This window comes from Microcystis wesenbergii FACHB-1317, from assembly GCF_014696875.1.
GTDB classification, from domain to species: Bacteria; Cyanobacteriota; Cyanobacteriia; order Cyanobacteriales; family Microcystaceae; genus Microcystis; species Microcystis wesenbergii_A.
The window spans coordinates 13932-36053 of record NZ_JACJQV010000164.1; the positions used below are offsets into that span (position 1 = coordinate 13932).

The 22122-nt window shown below is 44.5% G+C and carries 19 protein-coding genes and 1 pseudogene; 9 read left to right on the forward strand and 11 right to left on the reverse strand.

The window, feature by feature from the left end:
• Positions 1 to 223: 223 nt before the first annotated feature.
• Positions 224 to 886: a dethiobiotin synthase gene (gene bioD, locus H6F92_RS14830; RefSeq protein WP_190358526.1), complete on the reverse strand. Its 663-nt coding sequence runs from the start codon at positions 884 to 886 to the stop codon at positions 224 to 226.
• Between the two features lie 296 nt (positions 887 to 1182).
• Here bioD and ilvB point away from each other — a divergent pair, with 296 nt between their 5' ends.
• The 4 genes from ilvB to H6F92_RS14850 all read left to right on the forward strand — a co-directional run bounded on the left by ilvB (position 1183) and on the right by H6F92_RS14850 (position 7020).
• Entirely contained in the window at positions 1183 to 3036 is a 1854-nt protein-coding gene (gene ilvB, locus H6F92_RS14835) for a biosynthetic-type acetolactate synthase large subunit (protein ID WP_190358527.1), read from the forward strand.
• A gap of 547 nt (positions 3037 to 3583) precedes the next feature.
• Entirely contained in the window at positions 3584 to 5161 is a 1578-nt protein-coding gene (gene serA / locus H6F92_RS14840; protein ID WP_190358528.1) for a phosphoglycerate dehydrogenase, read from the forward strand.
• Between the two features lie 308 nt (positions 5162 to 5469).
• A complete protein-coding gene (gene prmA / locus H6F92_RS14845) occupies positions 5470 to 6366 on the forward strand; it encodes a 50S ribosomal protein L11 methyltransferase (protein WP_190358529.1) in 897 nt (298 codons plus the stop codon).
• 210 nt (positions 6367 to 6576) lie between these two features.
• Positions 6577 to 7020, forward strand: a complete 444-nt coding sequence (locus tag H6F92_RS14850; protein ID WP_190358541.1) for a molybdenum cofactor biosynthesis protein MoaE — start codon at positions 6577 to 6579, stop codon at positions 7018 to 7020.
• A 2-nt stretch (positions 7021 to 7022) separates the two neighbouring features.
• Here H6F92_RS14850 and H6F92_RS14855 read toward each other — a convergent pair whose 3' ends face one another.
• Together H6F92_RS14855 and H6F92_RS14860 are read right to left on the reverse strand one after the other, a co-directional pair.
• Positions 7023 to 8102 (reverse strand): AOC03_06830 family ribosome hibernation factor, encoded by a 1080-nt coding sequence (locus tag H6F92_RS14855; RefSeq protein ID WP_190358530.1) that lies wholly within the window; start codon positions 8100 to 8102, stop codon positions 7023 to 7025.
• Between the two features lie 500 nt (positions 8103 to 8602).
• On the reverse strand, positions 8603 to 10165 hold the full coding sequence (locus H6F92_RS14860) for a B12-binding domain-containing radical SAM protein (protein WP_190358531.1): 1563 nt from the start codon (positions 10163 to 10165) through the stop codon (positions 8603 to 8605).
• 272 nt (positions 10166 to 10437) lie between these two features.
• On the opposite strand from H6F92_RS14860, the gene H6F92_RS14865 reads away from it, so the two are divergent.
• Entirely contained in the window at positions 10438 to 10581 is a 144-nt protein-coding gene (locus H6F92_RS14865) for a high light inducible protein (RefSeq protein ID WP_002734821.1), read from the forward strand.
• A gap of 280 nt (positions 10582 to 10861) precedes the next feature.
• Here the strand turns inward: H6F92_RS14865 and queA are convergent, their stop codons facing one another.
• Positions 10862 to 11959, reverse strand: coding sequence for a tRNA preQ1(34) S-adenosylmethionine ribosyltransferase-isomerase QueA (gene queA, locus H6F92_RS14870; RefSeq protein ID WP_190358542.1), 1098 nt, complete (start codon positions 11957 to 11959; stop codon positions 10862 to 10864).
• Between the two features lie 160 nt (positions 11960 to 12119).
• Between queA and H6F92_RS14875 the strand changes: the two genes are divergently transcribed.
• On the forward strand, positions 12120 to 12509 hold the full coding sequence (locus H6F92_RS14875; protein ID WP_190358532.1) for a hypothetical protein: 390 nt from the start codon (positions 12120 to 12122) through the stop codon (positions 12507 to 12509).
• Between the two features lie 3 nt (positions 12510 to 12512).
• On the opposite strand, the gene H6F92_RS14880 is transcribed toward H6F92_RS14875, so the two are convergent.
• On the reverse strand, positions 12513 to 13565 hold the full coding sequence (locus H6F92_RS14880; protein ID WP_190358533.1) for an LOG family protein: 1053 nt from the start codon (positions 13563 to 13565) through the stop codon (positions 12513 to 12515).
• A 142-nt stretch (positions 13566 to 13707) separates the two neighbouring features.
• The gene (locus H6F92_RS14885) at positions 13708 to 14895 is read right to left on the reverse strand and encodes a tetratricopeptide repeat protein (protein WP_190358534.1); all 1188 of its coding nucleotides are present in this window, start codon (positions 14893 to 14895) and stop codon (positions 13708 to 13710) included.
• Between the two features lie 37 nt (positions 14896 to 14932).
• Here H6F92_RS14885 and H6F92_RS14890 point away from each other — a divergent pair, with 37 nt between their 5' ends.
• A complete protein-coding gene (locus H6F92_RS14890) occupies positions 14933 to 16108 on the forward strand; it encodes an esterase-like activity of phytase family protein (protein ID WP_190358535.1) in 1176 nt (391 codons plus the stop codon).
• A gap of 111 nt (positions 16109 to 16219) precedes the next feature.
• Here the strand turns inward: H6F92_RS14890 and H6F92_RS14895 are convergent, their stop codons facing one another.
• From H6F92_RS14895 to H6F92_RS14905, 3 genes are all read right to left on the reverse strand, one after another.
• Positions 16220 to 16771, reverse strand: coding sequence for a LabA-like NYN domain-containing protein (locus H6F92_RS14895; RefSeq protein ID WP_002751943.1), 552 nt, complete (start codon positions 16769 to 16771; stop codon positions 16220 to 16222).
• Between the two features lie 381 nt (positions 16772 to 17152).
• Entirely contained in the window at positions 17153 to 17977 is an 825-nt protein-coding gene (locus H6F92_RS14900) for a sulfurtransferase (RefSeq protein ID WP_190358536.1), read from the reverse strand.
• On the reverse strand, positions 17946 to 18389 hold the full coding sequence (locus H6F92_RS14905) for an ATP-binding protein (RefSeq protein ID WP_190358537.1): 444 nt from the start codon (positions 18387 to 18389) through the stop codon (positions 17946 to 17948). Before H6F92_RS14905 ends, H6F92_RS14900 begins: the two co-directional genes overlap by 32 nt.
• 172 nt (positions 18390 to 18561) lie before the next feature.
• On the opposite strand from H6F92_RS14905, the gene H6F92_RS14910 reads away from it, so the two are divergent.
• Positions 18562 to 19698, forward strand: coding sequence for a PP2C family protein-serine/threonine phosphatase (locus H6F92_RS14910; RefSeq protein ID WP_190358538.1), 1137 nt, complete (start codon positions 18562 to 18564; stop codon positions 19696 to 19698).
• Here H6F92_RS14910 and H6F92_RS14915 read toward each other — a convergent pair whose 3' ends face one another.
• Complete coding sequence (locus H6F92_RS14915) at positions 19699 to 20022, reverse strand: STAS domain-containing protein (protein ID WP_190358539.1); 324 nt, start codon at positions 20020 to 20022, stop codon at positions 19699 to 19701.
• Positions 20023 to 20167: 145 nt separating this feature from the next.
• On the opposite strand from H6F92_RS14915, the gene crtO reads away from it, so the two are divergent.
• Positions 20168 to 21814, forward strand: a complete 1647-nt coding sequence (crtO, locus tag H6F92_RS14920; RefSeq protein WP_190358540.1) for a beta-carotene ketolase CrtO — start codon at positions 20168 to 20170, stop codon at positions 21812 to 21814.
• A gap of 214 nt (positions 21815 to 22028) precedes the next feature.
• Here the strand turns inward: crtO and H6F92_RS26095 are convergent.
• Positions 22029 to 22122, reverse strand: a pseudogene (locus H6F92_RS26095) (DUF3782 domain-containing protein); the annotation flags it as partial.

The window sequence follows — 22122 nt, forward strand, 5'->3', positions numbered from 1 at the left end:
CGGCTAACTAATTACCAAATCCATACCCCTAGTTCCCATTGTCCCGAAATTATGCTCACATTTGTTCAGTTCAGAGATAATTTTTCAAGAATTTTCAGAATACTTTGTATTTTTGCCAGAGAATTTAAACTTTTCCAAATAACTATATATTTTTATCAGAAATAATATATATTTAACAAATATCTCTTGACAAAAACTCCAAAATCTGCTATGGTTTCCTGCTCTAAATAATTTCCGGCCAACTAGCTACCACCGAGGCCAATTTATCCAAATCCCGACGATTTTCGATAAAGGGAAAAACACCTAAAACCGGACAATTAGTCAAGGATTGAATTAAATTGATCGGTGTTAACTGCTCTATCTCCGTCTCCGTGCGCGGTTCAAGACAATTAAGGATAATTCCGCCTAAATTGACCTTTTTCTGCTCTGCTAGGGCAATATTAGCCACCGTTTGGGAAATCGCTCCCAATTTCACCGGCACCACTAAAAGGGTTTTTAACCGCCATTGAGCCGCTAAATCCGCCACAGTTAGCTCGTGGGTGACAGGACAACCTAAACCCCCTAAACCCTCAATTAAAACTAAATCTTGGCTTTTTTGTAGGTTTAGCAGAGCTTGCCACACCGTCCCCAAAGGAATATCTCGACCTTCCAAATCAGCAGCCACAGGAGGCGCTAAGGGTGCTTGATATTGCAGCGGTGTGATCATTTCTAAGCGACCCTGAAATAAACCCTCATACCATTCTCGATCGCCTTGGCCCGTTTGCATTAATTTCATCAGCCCCAGGGCCTTGGCGGGATAGTATTTTTGCCAATAAGCCACTAAAGCAGTGGTGACAACGGTTTTACCCGCATCGGTATCCGTAGCCGTAATCAAAAGACTATTCATAAAACTCCTGGGCCAAGTCAAGATCAGGTAAAATCACCAATATTTATCATCTTATCCCCCTTCTCCCCACTTCCCCCTGCCCCCCCGATGTCGGGGGGGTTGGGGGGGTCACACCCCACTTCCCCACTTCCCAGATATTGCATGGGTAAGATGCAAAAAGAAAAAAAACTGCAGCCAAAAAGGTGAAATAGAATACACTAAATGTATAAGGATATCAATTTTGCTATTTTTCAAGTTGCATTCTAGGCAACAAAATCGCAATTATCCCTCTCATTAGAAATTGGACGGTTTGCCCTGTGGTTTCATCACTTCCCAAGCCCAATGACTCTTTAACAACGGTTTCCCAGCGTTGTTCTGGGGCTTATGCCTTGATGGACAGTCTCAAACGTCATGGCGTTAAGCACATTTTCGGTTATCCCGGCGGTGCGATCCTGCCCATCTATGACGAACTCTACCGCTTTGAAGAACGGGGAGAATTACAACATATTTTAGTGCGCCACGAACAAGCGGCCGCCCATGCCGCCGATGCCTACGCTAGGGCCACCGGCAAAGTGGGAGTCTGTTTCGGCACTTCCGGCCCCGGGGCGACCAATTTGGTGACAGGCATCGCTAACGCACACATGGACTCCATCCCGATGGTGATTATCACCGGTCAGGTGAGTCGGGCGGCCATCGGTTCCGATGCTTTCCAAGAAACCGATATTTATGGCATTACTCTCCCGATTGTTAAACATTCCTATGTGGCTAGAAATGCCCGGGAAGTAGCGAGAATCGTCGCTGAGGCCTTCCATATCGCCAGTACAGGACGACCGGGGCCGGTTTTAGTCGATATTCCCAAAGATGTCGGTTTAGAACTATGCGATTATATCCCCGTCGAACCGGGAGATGTGAAACTAACCGGTTATCGTCCCACGGTTAAGGGCAATCGCCGTCAAATCGAGGCCGCTTTACACCTCTTGGAAACCGCCGAAAAACCTTTACTTTACGTTGGTGGAGGCGCGATCGCAGCGAATGCCCACGCCCAAATTGCCGAGTTTGCCGAGCGTTTTCAGTTACCCGTCACCACCACCTTAATGGGGATCGGTGCTTTTGATGAACATCATCCCCTCTCGGTGGGAATGTTAGGAATGCACGGCACTGCCTACGCTAATTTTGCCGTGACCGGGTGTGATTTATTAATTGCAGTCGGCGCTCGTTTTGATGACCGAGTAACGGGGAAATTGGACGAATTCGCCTCAAAAGCTAAGGTAATCCATCTGGACATCGACCCGGCGGAAGTGGGCAAAAATCGCGCCCCTGACGTGCCGATTGTCGGGGATGTGCGGGTAGTTTTAGAACAAATACTCCACAAAGCCAGAGAATTTGATTATCCCACTAATCCCGATCGCACCCAAGCTTGGTTGGCCCAGATTGATCGCTGGCGTCAAGATTATCCCCTGCAAGTACCCCGACCGGAAGGCAGACTTTCCCCCCAAGAAGTGATCGTTGAGGTGGGTCGTCAAGCACCCCACGCCTACTATACCACCGATGTGGGCCAGCATCAGATGTGGGCGGCCCAATTCCTCAAAAATGGCCCCCGACGTTGGATTTCTAGCGCGGGATTGGGGACGATGGGTTTCGGTTTACCGGCTGCGATGGGGGTAAAGGTGGCTATTCCCGATGAGGAGGTCATCTGTATTAGTGGTGATTCCAGTTTCCAAATGAATCTACAGGAATTAGCCACCCTAACCCAATTCAATATTCATGCCAAGACGATTATTATTAATAATGGTTGGCAGGGTATGGTGCGTCAATGGCAAGAAGCTTTCTATGGGGAACGTTATTCTAATTCCAATATGGAAGTGGGAATGCCGGATGTGGAACTGTTAGCCCAAGCTTACGGCATTAAAGGGATTACTATTCGCCATCGAGAGGAATTAGCCGCAAAAATTGCCGAAATGTTGGCCCATGATGGTCCAGTTTTGGTCAATGCGATCGTGACTAAGGACGAAAATTGTTATCCCATGGTTGCCCCCGGTCAAAGTAATGCCCGTATGATTGGTTTACCGAAAATTGTCACCAAGGGTTGTGAAATGCTCGATTGTCCCAGTTGCGGTGCAGTTAACAGTTGGAATAATAAATTCTGTCCTGAATGTGGGGCGAAATTGTAACCAAAAATTGTTAATTAATTATCCAGCCTCCGTTATACTTAACGGAGGTTTTTGGCTTTTTCTCTACTGTGTGAACATCATAAGTAGGTAGGCGTTAAAAATTATCAGAAACCCCCCTTATCAAGGGGGACAGGGGGGATCGAACCTAAAATCCATTCTTAATTTAATTATAATCAGCTACTTAGAAATTTTCAAATAGAAGCAATGGCAGCCCTAGAAAAAGCCTTAGAAAAAGAAGCGGAAAACTCTGAGTAACGCACAGAAAACGGGTTTCTCGGAGAAACCCGTTTTCTACTCATGCAAAAGGCAAAACGGAGAATAAATAATCAGTTTTTAATAACTGGATTTAGTATTAGGCATATCTCAGTGACAACGGCAAGAGGCTGACATCAACCCCATGGACGACAATTAAGAAGGACAACCTAAAATCTTTTCGCTAATTTTGCCATAGACTGCACCCTTTGCTTCTAAAATGGGCTATTGCGGCTAGATACCAATATTGGTCTAGCATTTGCCCGTAGACTGAAAAAAGCACGTTATAAAGATTATGGCCAAAGTTCTGGTATCCGATTTGATCGATCCGGTAGGAGTAGAAATTCTGTCACAGGTTGCCCAAGTGGACGTGAAAACAGGACTATCCGCCGAGGAAATCATTCAAATTATCCCCGAATACGACGCACTGATGCTCCGTTCCAGTACCCGCGTCACCAAAGAAATCGTCGAAGCGGGCAGCAAACTGCAAATTATCGGCCGCGCGGGGGTAGGAGTCGATAATATCGATGTTCCCGCGGCCACTCGTCAGGGTATTATTGTCGTTAACTCTCCCGAAGGTAACACGATCGCCGCTGCCGAACACGCCTTGGCCATGATGTTATCCCTTTCCCGTCATATTCCCGATGCTAATCAGTCGGTAAAAGCGAATAAATGGGAAAGAAATCGCTTTATCGGCACAGAAGTTTATAAAAAGAACCTAGGAGTCGTCGGTTTAGGTAAAATTGGCTCCCACGTCGCCAAAGTTGCCAGATCCCTAGGCATGAAAATTCTCGCCTACGATCCCTTTATTTCCAAAGAACGCGCCGATCAACTCGGTTGTACCCTGGTGGATCTGGACCTACTCTTTGCCGAGTCCGATTTTATCACCCTCCACGTCCCGAAAACTCCCGAAACCCAGCATCTCATCGGTCGGGAAACCATCGCTAAGATGAAACCCACGGTCCGCATCATTAACTGTTCCCGCGGCGGCATTATCGACGAGTTGGCTTTAATTGAAGCCCTCGAATCCGGTAGAATCGCTGGGGCAGCCTTGGATGTATTTGAACAGGAACCTTTAGGCGAATCTAGATTAAGAGAATTGTCTAACGTCATCCTCACTCCCCACCTAGGCGCCTCGACTACGGAAGCACAGGTGAATGTGGCTATTGATGTGGCCGAACAAATTCGCGATGTCCTCCTCGGTTTGCCAGCGCGTTCAGCCGTTAATATCCCCGGACTAACTCCCGATGTTATGGAAAAACTGCGCCCTTACCTGCAATTAGCGGAAACTATGGGTAATCTCGTCAGTCAGTTGGCAGGAGGTCGCTGTGACTCGTTAAATGTCCGTTTACAGGGAGAATTGGCCACTAAAGACAGTCAACCTCTGGTGGTGGCGGCAATTAAGGGTTTACTTTCCCAAGCCCTCCGGGAACGGGTAAACTATGTTAATGCGGCGATCGAAGCTAAGGAACGCGGTATCCGGGTAATCGAAACCCGGGATGCTTCCACCCGCGACTATTCGGGATCGATTCATTTGGAAGCTAATGGTTCCATGGGGACCCATTCCGTCACCGGAGCGCTGTTAAGTACGGGAGAAATCCGCATTACTGACCTCGATGAGTTCCCCATTAACGTGCCTCCGAGTAATCATATGTTATTCACCCTTCACCAAGATATGCCCGGTATTATCGGCAAAATTGGCGCACTTTTAGGCAGTTTTAATGTCAATATCGCCAGTATGCAGGTAGGACGCAAAATTATTCGCGGTGACGCAGTTATGGCCCTGAGTCTCGATGATCCTCTACCAGAAGGTCTTCTATCGGAAATTACTAAAGTCCCCGGTATCCGCGATGCTTACACAGTAAAACTCTAGATTCAATCAGTAATCAGCTTCTGAAGGCAAGAAGGCAACCCCCCCACCCCCCCTAGGGTTGATTCAAGGTAGGGTTGATTCAAGGTAGGGTTGATTCATGAATCAACCCTACCCCGACCCCCCCGATGTCGGGGGGGCAGGGGGGGGTGGGGGTCGGGGGCAAGGGGGGCTAATCTAAGAATAAGCTGTTTAAATGCGTCTTAGCTTAATCAGTAATCAGTGAAAGGAAAGCTCCGCAATTGCCACTTAATACTGTTGACTGAAAACCCAAATCTGATAACTGATCCCTAATCACTGATAACTGATATATGTCTAATAGTTGGTGGGAAATTACGGTTTTGTGCGAACCTAGTCTCGAAGAAACGGTTTTCTGGAGACTGGAAGATTTTGGCTGTTCGGGAACGGCCACTGCTAAAAAACAATCCTCTTTAGAGATTAAGGCCTATATACCAGAAATTAAAGCGCAATTGCCCGATTTAGAGGCACTAAGCCTCTGGTTAAAGGAAGATGCTTTGATTTTAGGTTTTCCCGAACCTGTCACCAATTGGCAGTTAATGGACGAGGAAGACTGGGCCAGCAGTTGGAAACAACATTGGCAAATTAGCGAGATCGGCGATCGCTTTTTGATCTGTCCTGCTTGGTTAAATCCCCCGGAAAATAACCAGAGATTGGTGATTAAAATTGACCCCGGTTCCGCTTTCGGCACGGGAACGCACCCCACCACCCAATTATGTCTAGAATCCCTAGAAATGCGTTTAAGTAGCCATCCAGAGCCTAAAATTATCGCCGATATCGGTTGTGGTTCTGGCATACTGGCGATCGGGGCGATTTTATTAGGAGCGAAAAAAGTTTATGCTGTCGATATAGATCCGCTGGCGGTGAGTGCGACGTATAGTAATCGCTATCTCAACCGAATTAACCCCGAAAATTTAGCTATTAATCGGGGTAGTGTCGGGGAGTTATTAGAATTAATTCCCGATGGTGTCGATGGCATCGTTTGTAATATTTTAGCCGAGACAATTATCGCTTTAATGCCCGAAATCAGCCGTCTGGCAAAACCCAGCACTTGGGGAATTTTAAGCGGCATCCTTGTCACCCAAGCACAAACAGTTAACGATATTTTAGAACGCCACGGCTGGACAGTGGCTGCCCTGTGGAAACGTCAAGAATGGTGTTGTCTTCAAATTCGTCGCACCGTGGATTAATATAGCTGTCGGTCTTGAATCAGTTATCAGTGATCAGTTATCAGTGATCAGTTATCAGATTTGAGTTTTCAGTGAGCGGTATCAAGTGAGGAGTATTAAATGGCATTAACAGTGCTGTCTTTTCACTTCACTGATTACTATTTACTGATTACTGATTACTGTTTACTGGACGGCTACGCCGTGCCTTTGGCAACACTGAAAAAAGCATCCATGACTCAAGATAGTTTTCGCATCAGTTTTGCTCCCTTATCTTTGCAGGAAGTATATCAATTAGCCGATGATGGGGCTAATGGGGCTATTGTACTAATGAGTGGTACTGTACGGGAGCAAACCGACGGTAAACCGGTTATTTATCTTGATTATCAGGCCTACGAACCCATGGCGATCGAGGTTTTCCGGCAAATTGCTCGGCAAATTCGGCAAACCTGGCCCGATACCAATCGAGTTGTCATTCACCATCGCACCGGTAAGCTACAAATCGGTGAAATTAGCGTCTTAGTAGCGGTGGGTTGTCCCCATCGGGGGGAAGCTTTCGCAGCCTGTCGTTATGCTATTGATACTCTCAAGCATAATGCCCCCATCTGGAAAAAAGAATACTGGTCTGATGGTTCTAGTCAATGGGTTAGTATTGGGGCTTGTGAAACGGCGCCTTAGGTCTAATAACGCAAAATTAAGGCAATTTTTTGGTAATCGTTCAAGGAATCTTCATCGACTAAAGCTACACGTCCTCCCTTGGCCAATACCACTTCGATAATTTCATCCACTGCATCATCGATTACCTCCGTACCACCGACGTTTTCCACCAGTATCAAATCACCGTTTTCGCTTAAAACTGCGGGTACATGGTAATTTTTATCCACTAATAACAATTTTCCTCGACCTTCCTGCGCTAAACGCCACACTTCTCCCAGGGTAGAGATAACTTTTTGAGCGCTGACTGCCGCATCCAAAGCTTGCAGAGCTTCAGTTTTTTGAGTCTGACGCACTGAATGCATAATCGGCAATACTTGCGGAATTAATTCTGGCAGTGAGGTTTTGTCAAAATTGCCGGTTAAAGTGCCAACAATTGCTGATGTGTACTGTGAAACTTCTTGAAAGAAGGAAATTTGACGAACCACTCCACCCACAATCAAAGGGGAAGAATCATCAATGTCAATGTATTCACCCAGAGCATTATCTACCTGTTGGAAAAATCGCCGGATTCTATCATCTAGATAACTGGTATCGGCATCAAAGGGCAGTGGTGCGGTGGCCCCCGGTCCAGTCATTTCTAGGGGAAAATTCTGATCGCGAATTTCTTCGAGGGTTTCTCCTGTACCTGAGATTAAACGAGTAGAACCCTGACTTAATAGTAACAGCCAATAGGGTTGTTCTCGATGTAATCCATAAACTAAATCCCGTGTGGCAAAGGTTTTATCGATGACAACTCTTGCCTGGACAGAAAAAGGCAAGTTATAAAGCTTGGCAATATCCGGACCAACATAGAGAGCTAATCCATCTAGAGTATAAGGATAATCTATTTCAGCTACTAGACTATCGAGGCGCTCGAACAAAGGTTCGATTTCACGTTTAGAGAATTCTTCCGATAATCGGCGCTTTGCTTCATCGACCAAATTTTTAACAAGAATAGGGTCTTGTTTATTATCCGGTGAGGTGCGATGGGTGGGTAAGAGAATGGAAAGGGCGGGTATTTGAGTTAGGGATTGTAGTTTCTTAAGTTCTTGACGAGTAATCATTGACTTTCCCTTGATTTATAGGGTTAAGGAGCTAAAAATACTGGCTTTATCAAGATTTTACGATTTATTCAGTATTCAAGCTAACATTTTAGGGAAAAAATGTAATTATATCTAGAAAATTAAGAATTTATACTGAATTGCTTTGGCAGAGATTGAGGGAATTTTTAACCAGAAAATAGGAATATTATTGATTTATCGATCGTCCACCATCAGGACAGAAAATATTAAGGATGGGCTTATTTACCCATCCTCGGAATAATTAGGATCTGCTGAATAAATCTAAAAACCTTGTTGGGTAAGACTTTTAGACTTTTTGTCAATCAAAAAGTACTGGGCATGGGAGTGATCAGGGGGAAAATTCCTGGACTTTTTTCCTGAAAATTAGGTAATTGGCCCCCTCAAAACCGGTAAAACCCCACACCCCACACCCCCCCCGATGTCGGGGGGGTTGGGGGGGTCACACCCTGCCCCCAGGAAAAACTTTTTGCCGCATACCCTAATTAGGCCGCTATGGCAGTTTTTTCCGCTGTTAATGCCTCTTGGCGTTGAAATTCGGCTAATTGTGCCATAATTTCATCCCGGACAATCTGACGGTATTCCAGGAAATGCTCGTTGTGGGCGCAGACAGTGATATAGTGTTCGGCATTGGCGGGATTATGGCGCAAAATACCGAATAAATTCTGCCAGAATTTCCAGCGAGTGGAACGTTTAAAGCCCTGTCGCCAGATAATTACCGCTAGGGCATAGAGATCGGCCCGGCGAGGCAGTTTAAAGGCAGGTTTAGCTTTAGGTGCCCCTAATTTCAGGAAACAGCGATAGGTGCGATCAAGAAATACCTCCGGATCGTACAATGTCCAGAAGGCTTCAATATATTCTGTGGCAATATCTTCGATCGGCCGGGTGGGAACGAAATTCATCAGGGTACTTTGGTTAATGTCCTGTTTCCCCGTTAATCGTAGTCGTCCTTCTTTTTCCAAGCGAGTCCATAGGGCGGTATTGGGTAAAGCTTGTAACATTCCAAATAGAGCCGTGGGAATGGCCGCTTCTTCGACAAAATTAATGATGCGATCGGCCGCTCCTTTTTTCTCGCCATCAAAACCGATGATAAATCCCGCCATAGGGCGCAATCCGGCTCTAATAATCTTTTCTACCGTCTCGGTTAAAGAACTACGGGTATTTTGGAATTTTTTGGTTAATTGTAAACTTTCTTCGTCGGGGGTTTCAATACCTAAAAAGACCGCATCAAAATAACAATCGACCATCATTTCCATTAATTCGGGATCGGCGGCTAAATCCACCGATGCTTCCGTGTTAAACCGGAAAGGGTACTGGTGTTCTTCTTGCCAAACCTTTAATTCTTTGAGGAGTAATTTAACGTTGCGTTTGTTACCGATAAAATTATCATCCACCATGAACACGCCCCGGCGCCAACCTAACTCGTAGAGATAATCTAATTCTTTTAATAATTGTGCGGGGGTTTTGGTGCGGGGTTTACGACCGTAGAGAACGATAATATCGCAAAATTCGCACTGGAAGGGACATCCTCGCGAAAACTGCACCGACATGGAATCATAAGCTTCAAAATCGAGCAGATCGTAGCGGGGGATCGGGGTAATTGTCACATCGGGTTTTTCTGTGGTGCGGAAAACACCTTTAGTTTCTCCTTTTGCCAATGCTTCCACAAACATCGGGATGGTGATTTCTCCCTCATCGAGAATCAGAAAATCGGCCTCGGCCACTTCGTGGGGGATAGAAGTGGGATAGGGACCACCCACGGCCACCAGTTTACCCCGTTGCTTGGCTTCGTGAATTTGCTCGATTAAATCTTGACGTTGGACAATCATACTGGAAAGAATCACTATTTCGGCCCAGTCCCATTCTGCTTCTGTCACCGCCCGAATATTGCGATCAACCAGTTTAAATTCCCATTCCTGCGGTAAAATCGCCGCCACCGTCACCATACCCAGGGGAGGAAGTAAGACTTTGCGATCGACTAATTCCAGAATTTTGTTATAGGACCAGAAAGTCGGCGGAAAAACGGGATAAATCAGTAAGGCGCGCATATTCACTCCTCGCTCGACGGCGATCGATTCTTGACCTTTCGCTTGATTGTAATCTTTTTCGGTCAGGGATGGGAAAACCGTTGTTTACTAGAACTAAGATCAGGCTTGATTTTCGGCCGCCATGCCAACCCTTGACCCTACCCCCATAAACGTTTATGGTCAACATTAAGAAAATTTATGTAAAGAAATGTTGCATAGTCTGGGAAGTTATGTTACATTAAATATCAAGCACTTGACTTAAACGCAATTTTCTTATAGGAAGGCAATTCACCATGGATAAGCAAGAAAACAAACTCGGTTTCACCGCTTTCGCTGAAAACTGGAATGGTCGTTTAGCCATGCTCGGTTTCGTTATTGGCGTAGCTACGGAATACTTAACCCACAAAGGCATCCTTGCTCAGTTAGGCTTAATGTAATTTCAGCCTCGATTGCTGTGCATCTACAATCATCTTGAATAAACTATAAAAAAAGGGAAGAGCCTAGCTCTTTCCCTTTTTTAGTTCAGAAGTGGGGGTATGGGGTGTGACCCCCCCAACCCCCCCGACATCGGGGGGGCAGGTGGGGTGTGGGGTGTAGGGTGTAGGGAAATGGGGAAATGGGGAGAATAAATAAAAATAATCTCCTGACTACTGATCACTGATAACTGATCACTGATAACTGATCACTGATAACTGATAACTGATTACTGATTACTGATTACTGATTACTGCTGCGAGCGCCGGGCAGGATTAACATAGCGTCACCGAAGGAATAGAAACGGAAACGCTCTTGGATAGCTTCTTGATACAATGCCAGTAGTCTTTCCCGTCCGATTAAGGCACTGACTAACATCATCAAACTGGACTTGGGTAGATGAAAATTAGTGATCAGGCCGTCGATAACCCGCCATTGATAACTCGGATAGATAAATAAATTCGTTTTTCCCTGAAAAGCGGTTAATTTCTCGCTCTTAGTTTCTTTAATTGCCCCTTCCAAGGCGCGAGCTACCGTGGTTCCCACAGCGATAACCCTGCCACCTCTAGCCTTTGTTTGGGCGATTTTTTCGGCTGTTTCGGCGGAAATCTGCAAAAATTCTCGGTGCATTAGGTGTTCTGTAATATTTTCCACTTCCACGGGACGAAAGGTTCCCACTCCCACATGAAGGGTGATATAGGCGGTATCTATACCCTTCTGGGCGAGCTTATGGAATAATTCGGGAGTAAAATGTAATCCAGCCGTGGGAGCGGCCACAGAACCCTGTTTATAACCGTAAACTGTTTGATAACGGTCTTCTTCTGCCTCTGATTCGGTAACGTAGGGGGGGAAAGGAATATGACCGTACTCCTCCAACATATCCCAAAAACTGCGCTGGGGATGCGGTTGAAATTCCAGCAGACGACCACCGGTGTTCAGATCTCGATCGATTACTTTCGCTAACCATAATTTTTTTTGGTCTTCCGTTCGCCCTGTTTTCGGATAAAAAAGGACTTCTGAACCGACTTTAAAGCGTTTTCCCGGTTTGACTAGAGATAACCAACGATGGTCATCCTGTTCTTCCAATAGTAATATTTCTATGGGTGCGCCCGTGATTTTACGTCCAAATAAACGGGCCGGAATCACGCGGGTATCGTTGAAAACCAGCAAATCCCCCGGCTCTAACCAAGTGGGTAAATCCCGAAAAATAGCTAAATTATAACTATTAGGAGAATCTACCACCAAAAGACGGGAACTGTCTCGGGGTTCTGCGGGATTTTGGGCAATTAACTCCGGAGGAAGGTGATAATCGTAGCTGGAGAGTGATTGGTCAGGGATCATCGTCGTTATCATCATAAAGATCTTCGCAAAAGTTGGGTAATTCTACCCAGGCGAACTTCACTAAATCGGGGATTTCTCCCCTTGGTATCTGGAACGGTTTATCGTCAGACTAGAGATATAACACTAATCGTGACTATTAGCCAACATCCCAGCGGCCACTATGGACTATCTCTATTTTCTTGCTAACGCTAGTCTAACGCTACGAGTCACCGAATACCTGCGATCGATGACTCATCTACCCTCCTCCGTGATGACGGTTATTCATCAGATTAACGGTTGGGTGGTCAAGGTCAAGTTTAATCAAATGCTCACTCCTTGCCAACACGGTGATTTTCGCGCCTACATGAATGAGTTAGGGATTCCCTATCAACCGGAAATGCGTCTCCAGATGGTTTTTTGGAGTTTGGAAACGGGACAATCTCCTATTGATGTCATGCGTCGTTACCAAGTGGCGATCGTGTGCCATGGTACCCCAGATCAGCAAGATATAGAGGTTTTTCGGCAACAATTTACTAAGGGTTTAGGATACTGTCCGGAAACTCTAGCCTAGGGTTTATTTTCTCTCGGGATGCTCTTCTAGGGCAACTACAGGACTTAAATCGTTGATGTGATCAATTAACTGATACAAGCGTCCGTAACTCTTGCCGTTAAAGTAAAAAACTAGACGGGGTAAATGGTGGCTGGAATCCCGACTCTCTCGTTCTAGAATTTGACTGGGTGCGATTTTCCCCTTAACTAGGATATCGCCGAAGTTTTGGTTAATTTGTTCGATCTGTTCCCCGCTTAGTTCGTGATTAAGACGAATAACAAAGGATTCTCCCACAAAACGGCTGGAGTGATACACCCGATAGAAGTGGCGAATTGTTTGACAAGCGTGGTCTAGATCGTTGGTAATAGTATAAAAATTCCGATCTTCGGCGGATATCAGTCCTCTTTTTTGCAGATTTTCACTAATTTGTTCTTGCCAAGTTTGCCAGTAGTCCCCATCAGGCTCATCAATTAATACTAGGGGTGCAGGTCCGTATTTACCGGTTTGACAGAGAGTAAGCGTCTCGAAGGCTTCATCTTGGGTGCCGAAACCGCCGGGGAATAAAGCTACTGCGTCACTTTCCCGCAGAAAAAATAGTTTTCTGGTAAAGAAATATTTAAAATCGATTAATTTGGCATCATTTATGATATGGGGATTAGCCCCCTGTTCAAAGGGTAGCTGAATATTTAATCCGAAGGAATTTTCCCGTCCAGCACCTTCATTCCCTGCTTGCATGATGCCACCCCCAGCGCCGGTTAACACCATAAAACCGTATTGACTAATACAACGTGCGAATTCTACTGCGAGACGGTATTCACTGCTCTCGGGTTTGATGCGTGCCGAGCCAAAAATGGTCAGTTTACGAATGTGACGGTAGGGGTAAAATACCTGAAATCCCTTTTCTAGATCTTCGATCGCGTAGGTTAAAATTTTCCAATCCAGGCGATCGATTTCCTCCCCGGCAATTCTGACTATTGCTTCCAGAGATCTTTGAATCCATTTACCATCTTTCAAGTGGGGTAAATGTTGCACCAATTTCAGCAAGTCTTCGGTTAATTGAGAATAGGAATTTTCCATTGGTGGGTTGGGTTTTGGGTTTTAGGGTGTTGGGGTTTTAGGTTTTTAGGTTTTTAGGGTTTTAGGGTGTTGGGGAAGATATTTCTTAGTCCCCATTTCCCCATTTCCCTGTCCATTAGTTAACTATTCAAAGACTTAAAGATCACTGTTCAGGATTATTTATTGCTTGATTAACTTGGGTGATTTGGGTTTGAAAATATTGTTCACGATAACGGATAGCTTGGGCTAATTCCGCACCTTTTTGGAAAGCGAGTAAAGCTTGGGGATAATTTTTTCTCTCTAGATAAATTTGACCGATTTGATCGTAGGTATTCATTAAACCGTAGTAATTGTAACCTAATTCATGGACTTTAATTAATTCTTGATAGATTTGTAAAGCATAATCTACCTGTTGATAACTTTTATAAAGTTCGGCTAACTTACTTAAAGCTTCTCCTGCGGTGCCGTACTGTTGTAAAGCAAAAGCGAGAGAATAGGCTTCTTGAAAGTTTTGGCTGGCTTTATTTGCATCTTTTAAAGCTTGGTAATCTAAACCAATTTGAATTTTTAGATCGGGAATTAACTGTATTTGCTGATTTCTGATCTCGTTTTCAGCTATTTCTTCTTTGATTTTTACTGCGTTAGCTGGTTGCAAAGATTCTCGGTAAATTTCTGCTAGTCTTTGCAGATAAATTCCTTGAGTTAAAGAATTATTATGTGCCTTAGAAATAGTTAATAATTCCTCATATACTGGGGCTGCTTTTTGATAATCAAAACGGGATAAATGAATTTGACCAAGTTTATTTAAAGTGGCTTCTACTGCCAGATTATCACCAGATTGTCTGGCATTAGCCAGGATTTGATCATAGATGATTATCGCCTCATTAAAAGCTCGTACCTGTTGATAGGATGTACCTAGTAATGCTAATAATTCCCCGTCCATTGTCTGGTTAGTTTCCGCGGTTTGTTGCAGAGCTTTTAAACGAGCAGTAATTAATTTAACATCCTCGGTTCGATCTCGATTCCAAGCTGCTAACCCCACTTTTCCCAAAGATTTTACTTCTTCTTTTGCTCCTAAATAACGATTTAATTTAATCACTTCATACCAGATGGGAAAAGCTTCCTCATTTAATCCCGCATCGTATTTAGCTTGAGCTTCAGCATCGCGTTGCTCGATGTATAATAACAGTTGACGACGCTCCAAGGGAGTTAAAGGGCGATCGATTGCGGGTAATAAAGGACTTTTTAGGGGAGTTTCGAGGGGATTGGGTGCAGGGGTTTCTGTTTGTGCTAGGAGAGGAAGGGAAGTACCGATCAAACAGAGCCATAAACTGAGAGAAAAACGTAGCATAATAGATGGATAGGAGCGTAGTAGAGGATGATATTTTGTGATCGATCGATTCTATAAGAGACTGACTGCCGAAAATTTGCGTTTCCCAATTTTGGGTTTAATTGCTAGTTTGATTGTAACCTTTAGTCTGGCTGCCTGTGGTGTCTCCCCGCAAGTTTTAGCAGAACAACGAATGTTTCTACCCCTCTCGATCGAGTTTCTGGGAGAATATCAATTACCACAAGCGGATTATCAAGACACAAGGGTGGGGGGATTATCGGCAATTACATACGATCGCACCAATAACCGCTTTTATCTCCTCAGTGATGATCGTTCTCAGAAAGCTCCAGCCCGCTTTTATCGGGCTAGTTTGCAGATAAATGATGAAAAAATCAAAAAAGTGAATTTAGAGGCAGTCACGTTCCTAAAAGATGGCAAGGGAGAAACTTTTAAAAAGGGATCGATCGACCCGGAAGGTATCGCTTTTTCGCCCCGACAAACTTTGTTTATTTCCAGTGAAGGTGCGGTTAAAGAGGGAATTGCTCCTTTTATTGCTGAATTTGATTTGCAGGGACAATTAAAGGAGTCTTTGTTAATTCCTAATCGCTTTTTACCGGATGATAGCAATCAAAAAGGAATACAGGATAATTTAGGGTTTGAATCCTTAACTTTAGGGATTACCAGCACTCTCAAAGACGATCCTTTTCGTTTGTTTACTGCCACAGAAAGCGCTTTAATTCAAGATAGTCCCACGGGAAAAAGAGCAGAAAATCTCAGAGTGCGACTTCTTCATTATGTGATTGATCCGATTGGTGCGCCTGTGTTAGTATCGGAACAGTTGTATGTGTTAGATGAGCCACCCAGTGGTGCGAGATACTACGGTTTAACGGAATTATTAGCTTTAGAAAAAGAGGGTTATTTTCTCAGTTTAGAGCGAACTTTTGGTTTAGAAGGTTTTGGAGCGAAACTATTTCAGGTAGTTAATGGGAGTGCCACCGATACGTCGAAAATTGCTCGGATACCGGGAGAATTAGAAGCTTTACAGGTGCAACCCTTGCGGAAAAAATTATTACTAGATTTAGGGACTTTGGGGATTGATTTAGATAATTTGGAAGGAATGACCCTCGGTCCAAGATTAGCTGATGGTAGTCGCTCTTTGATTTTGGTCAGTGATGATAATTTTAATCCGAATCAGGTCAATCAGTTTTTACTATTTCGACTCAAGGAAAAATAAACAAGAGATGGTTAATTGCCTCACCTATCCCCTTCTGGGAGAAGGATTGAGGTGAGGAATACCAATAAAGAAAAATGGGATAAATAGTCGGTTTAAAGACACAACGGCCGGTTAATAATCACTTTTTTCGATATCTTTGCGAATATCATTCAGGTCAATATAGCGATCGGTGGCATTTCGCAATTCCCTAGCGATCATCCCTTCCGTAGAAACTACGGTAATATGAGTATTTTTAGAGCGCAATAGTTCGATCGCTCGTTCAAAATCGCCATCACCGCTAAATAAAATCACGCGATCATATTGATCGACGGTATTAAACATATCGACGACAATTTCGATATCTAAATTAGCTTTCTGGGAAAAACGACCGGAACTATCATCATAATATTCTTTCAAAATTTTTGTTCTCACTGTATAACCCAAACTAATTAAAGCATCGCGAAAACCTCTTTGATCTTGGGAATCTTTTAAACCCGTGTACCAAAAGGCATTAATTAACATAATATTTGGGTCGTTGGTGAAGTAATTTAACACCTTGCGCGGGTCAAAAAACCAACCATTTTTTTGTTGAGCATAAAACATATTATTGCCATCCACAAAAATCGAAAGGCGATCTTTCGGACGGGTGCCACCATTACAATGACAAAGACCGGCTTCTGTCATACAAAATACATACCTAATTTTTTATACAGTTTAACTATAAAATTACTTTTTAGTAATTTTACGGGGGAAAACGACTATTCTTTGAGGAATAGCGGTGATTTGAGAGCAAAAGGATAGCAACTAAAATAAAAATTAGCTTTTTTGTCTAAGTAGGGAGGCGTAATTATTTGTAGGATGGGTTAGCGGTAGCGTAACCCATGCGGGCGTTGGGTTTCATGTTTCAACCCAACCTACGTTCATCTTATATTTAATTCCACCCACTCACTTAGGAGACAAATTAGATAATAGTTTCGGAATAATTAAAAGTGATAATAGGGGGATTGTACAGTAATTAGGTCATTTTGATAATCTTTCTCGATAGATGGGTATCAACAAGGCTGGTTAGATCAGGTAGGAACACCAATCACTCCAACCTCCAGAATATAGCTTAACATTCTCGTATCCGGCTAGGGTCAGGGAAAAGATATTGACACAGGCTGTCACTCCCGAACCACAGTAGAGGATAATTTCTCGATCGCCTTGCCGCTCTTGCCAACGTTGTGTTTGCTGGGCCAGGGGTTGAGAAAAACCCTGACTATCGGTGACTTCTAACCAAGGATAATTAAGCGCCCCCTCGATGTGGCCGGCGATCGGATCGATCGGTTCCCTTTCGCCCCGATAGCGATCGCTTTCCCTGGCATCAATTAACACCACTCCCCCTTGCTCTTTTTGCCTTTTTACCTCCTCGATCGTCACTACCCAATCCTGTTGAACTTGGGGGAGAAAAGCACCGGTTTTCGGCACAGGTATCTGATTAGAGACGGGATAACCGGCATTTAACCAATTTTGCCAACCACCATCGAGAATGCTGACTCGTTCATGGCCGAGATAACGTAATAACCACCAGAGACGACTGGCAAAGGCAAAACGGGAGGAATCGTAGGCGATCACATGGGTTTGACCAGAAATCGCCCCTAAAGAGCTTAATTTAGCGGCTATCGTCTGCGGATTCGGTAAAGGATGACGGCCGCCATGACGGGCAATGGGAGCCGATAAATCGCGATCTAGGTGTAAATAGAAGGAATTTTCAATATGATTGGCTAAATACTCTTGATAACCGAGATCGGGATCGTTTAATTGAAAACGACAGTCAATAACCATCAGATCGGGGCGATCGAGATTGTTCACTAACCAACTAGGAGAAACGAGGGGTGCGATCGGATTCATGGCGGGAAAATTGTTTAATAATTAACAGACAGTTGCGCTGATCTTCGCTGCGAGTATAACTGAGTTGATCGGCGATTTTTTCGAGGATCGGCAGTCCTTGCCCATGACCGGAGAAACTATGGTCAAGATGGGCGTTTTTCTCGATAAAGCCCTCTAAATCGAAGGCGGAACCCCGATCCCAGATGCGAAGTTCCATCTGGTGGGGGGCAATCTCGATCTCGATCTCGATCGGGATTTCGGGGGGTAGGTGTCGGTGAGCGTGACGGACAGCATTGGTAAAACCTTCGGCAAGAGCAAGCTGACACTGGAGCCAGTCTTTTGGGGAAATGCCCGCCGGTTTAAGTTGCTCAAAATATTTTAAAACGGTATCTAAGGACCTGAGATCGCTATCTACCTGAAAAGAAATCTTCACCCCCGGCTTACCTCTCCAATGCCTTACGCTAGAAGTTATACCATTTTTCCCAAACTATGACTGATGTGTTAGCTCGATTCTGGATTTAATCTTATCTTGAGGGACAAGCAAAGTCATCTGTCAGGGAGTCGGGGGTAGGCAGTAAGATTGAGATAGTCGAGTTACAAAAAAGATGGTACGAATTCTAGTAATTGATGATGATGGAGTAATTCAAACGTTTTTGAGCCGCGCTTTGCGGAAGGAATACGAGGTTTTTATTGCCAGTGATGGGGAAGAGGGATTAAAGCAAGCGGGGCAACTAAAACCAGCGATGATTATTTGTGATTGGATGATGCCGGGGATCGATGGGTTGGAAGTTTGCCGGCAAATTAAGCTCAATCCCCAACTGTCAACGACTTTTTTTATCCTCTTAACTTCTTTGGGATCGGTGGAGGATCGGGTCAAGGGATTGGATGCGGGGGCCGATGATTTTTTGTGTAAACCGATCGAGATTAATGAGTTAAGAGCGCGCGTGCGGGCGGGAATTCGTTTGCATCAATTAAGTCATGATCTGCAAGCGCAAAAACAATTACTAGAAATGGAGTTAGCGGAGGCGGCGGATTATGTGCGATCGCTGTTACCCGAACCTTTCATTTCTCCAAAACTTGCTATCGATTTTCGCTTCCTTCCTTCTCGTCAATTGGGGGGGGATGGATTTGATTATTATTGGTTAGATAATGACCATTTGATGTTATATCTTTTAGATGTGGCTGGCCATGGTTTGCGAGCGGCTTTACCTTCCCTTTCGGTGATTAATTTACTCCGTTCTCATGGTTTAAGTCAGGTGAATTACTATCAACCTAATCAGGTTTTACAAGGGTTAAATCAAGTTTATCAAATCAGTCCTAAGAATGATAAATATTTTACTATCTGGTACGGAATTTATGATCAGAAACAACAACAGTTAACCTATGCCAGTGCCGGTCATCCCCCGGCAGTTCTCCTGACTCAAAAACCTTTTGGCCAGATGATTGAAACCAGACTGAAAGCACCAGGGTTTCCCATCGGGATGTTTCCAGAAGCAGAATATATCAATCATGTTCAATCCCTGAATTTCTCCGGTAGCCTTTATCTTTTTAGCGATGGAATTTACGAGATCGATTGTGCTGATGGTAGGATTTGGGGACTAGAGAACTTTATTCAATCTTTACGAAATTATCACTGTAATTACGCCAAAAATCTCGATAATTTTATTGAAGAAATTCAAGCTTTACAATTCGATGGTAATTTTAATGACGATCTTTCGATCATGCAGGTGGATTTTCGTTAATTAACCTCCGAGGATTTTTTGTTCCAATTCTTCTCGGTTATTAAAAATTTCAAAAACTCGATCCATATCGGTCAATTCAAATAACATTTTTATCTGATCATTAATCGAGCAGATCAATAGTTTCCCCCCCGCAGAACGCACGGTTTTCAAGGATAAAACTAGAGCGCCTAAACCAGAACTATCCATAAAGGTGACATCCTTGAAATCAACGATAATCACCTCTGAACCTCCCTGCACAGCTTCAGCAATTTCTTGGCGAAATTGGCTGGCTTGGTTGCCATCTAAAATACCCGATGGTTGCATAACTTTAATCGCAGAACTCATAAAAAAAAGGAAAAATTAAATGTTTTCTACCTGCTCACTCATAACTGCTCGCTGAAATCTGCTGACAGCAGCTAATCTTTAACTATTTTTAACATATTAAGGCCAAGAAAAGCGCAAAATTAAAAATAGGAATTTTTGAAACTGCATGGAAAGTTACGATGTCATCCTCATCGGTGCGGGGCATAATGGTTTAGTTTGTGCCGCCTATCTCCTCAAAGCCGGTTATCGCGTCCTCCTTCTTGAACAACGTAGCGTACCGGGAGGAGCGGCTACCACAGAAGCGGTTATCCCAGATCTGGCCCCCGATTTTAAGTTTAATCTCTGTGCGATCGATCACGAATTTATCTTTTTAGGACCAGTAATTGAGGAATTAGACCTAAAACGCCACGGATTAGAGTATTTATTCTTCGATCCTACCGTTTTCTGTCCCCATCCCTCTGGCCAATATTTTCTTTCCTATCGCTCTCTGGAAAAAACTCACGCCGCAATTGCCCAGTTTTGTCCGCGAGATGCCGATCGCTACCTTCAGTTTATCGACTATTGGGCGCAGTTGATGAATGCGATCGCTCCTTGGTTTAACGCTCCGCCTCAAGATTTGCTCAGAATCGCCCGCAATTATAACTCTAGTGCCTTAGCTAGTGTCTGGAAAGCGATCGGCTCAAAAAAGAAACTGCTCGACTTCATCCGCACGATGATTACTTCCCCCGAAGATGTCCTCAATGAGTGGTTTGAGAGCGAATTTGTCAAAGCACCCTTGGCTCGTCTAGCGGCAGAAATTGGTGCTCCTCCCTCCCAAAAAGGCATTACCTCCGGGATGATGATGATGGCGATGCGTCATTCCCCCGGGGTGGCTCGCCCTCGTGGTGGTACGGGCGCACTAACAGAGGCTCTGGTGAAATGTGTTGTCAGTCTCGGTGGGGTGATTTTAACCGAGCAGAAGGTTAAACAGATTCTAATGGAGGAAGGACAAGCGATCGGGGTTAGGGTGGACTCTGGACGGGAATATCTGGCAAAAGCGGGTGTTATCTCTAATATTGACGCTAGACGAGTCTTTTTACAGTTAGTCGCCCCCGCCGATGTGGATGCCGCCGATCCGGAATTGCGAGAAAGGGTAGAACGGCGAATTGTCAATAACAATGAAACAATTCTTAAAATTGATTGCGCCCTCGCCGAAGCACCAAGGTTCGAGGCTTATGATCACAAAGAGGAGTATTTACAGGGAACGATTCTCATCGCCGATTCCGTGCGTCACGTTGAACAAGCCCACGCTTTAACGATTTTGGGGCAGATTCCCGACGAAAATCCCTCGATGTACCTAGATGTACCCACTATTCTCGATCCCTCCATGGCTCCCCAGGGCAAGCATACCCTCTGGATCGAATTTTTTGCCCCCTATCAGATTGCCGGGGCCGAGGGAACGGGATTAAACGGCACGGGATGGACGGAAGAATTAAAAAATCGCGTGGCCGATCGAGTTCTTGATAAACTGGCCGATTATGCCCCCAATCTCAAATCTTCGATCATTGCCCGTCGGGTGGAAAGTCCGGCCGAATTAGCTAATCGTTTGGGTTCCTATAAAGGTAATTACTATCATCTTGATATGACTTTAGATCAGATGATTTTCCTGCGTCCTTTGCCGGAAATAGCTAACTACAAAACCCCGATTAAAAACCTTTATTTAACTGGGGCAGGAACTCACCCCGGCGGCTCAATTTCGGGAATGCCGGGGCGCAATTGCGCTCAAGTTTTCCTGCGGGAGCAAAGCACTTTTCTGCAAAGATTATTCAACTAAATCACCTCCTCCCCAAAATCCCGATCCCTCACGGGGGGACAGAGAGCCTGAAAAGTTTACAGGGTGTGGGGTGTAGGGGGTGGGGGTAGGGAAAAATTTTTGACTTGCCCTTACAGGTCAAAACGATCGATGATTGAGAAAAGAAGGTGATTGTCTTGATATTGGGCTAATCATCCCTGACAATATCAGATCAAAAGCGATAGCCTTTGATGTTTTAATAGATTTGAGGTTGAAAATTATCAGGAATATCGAGTTCAAATACTTGGTCATGAATCCGAGCCACATAAAACCCTTCTCGCAGAATTTTT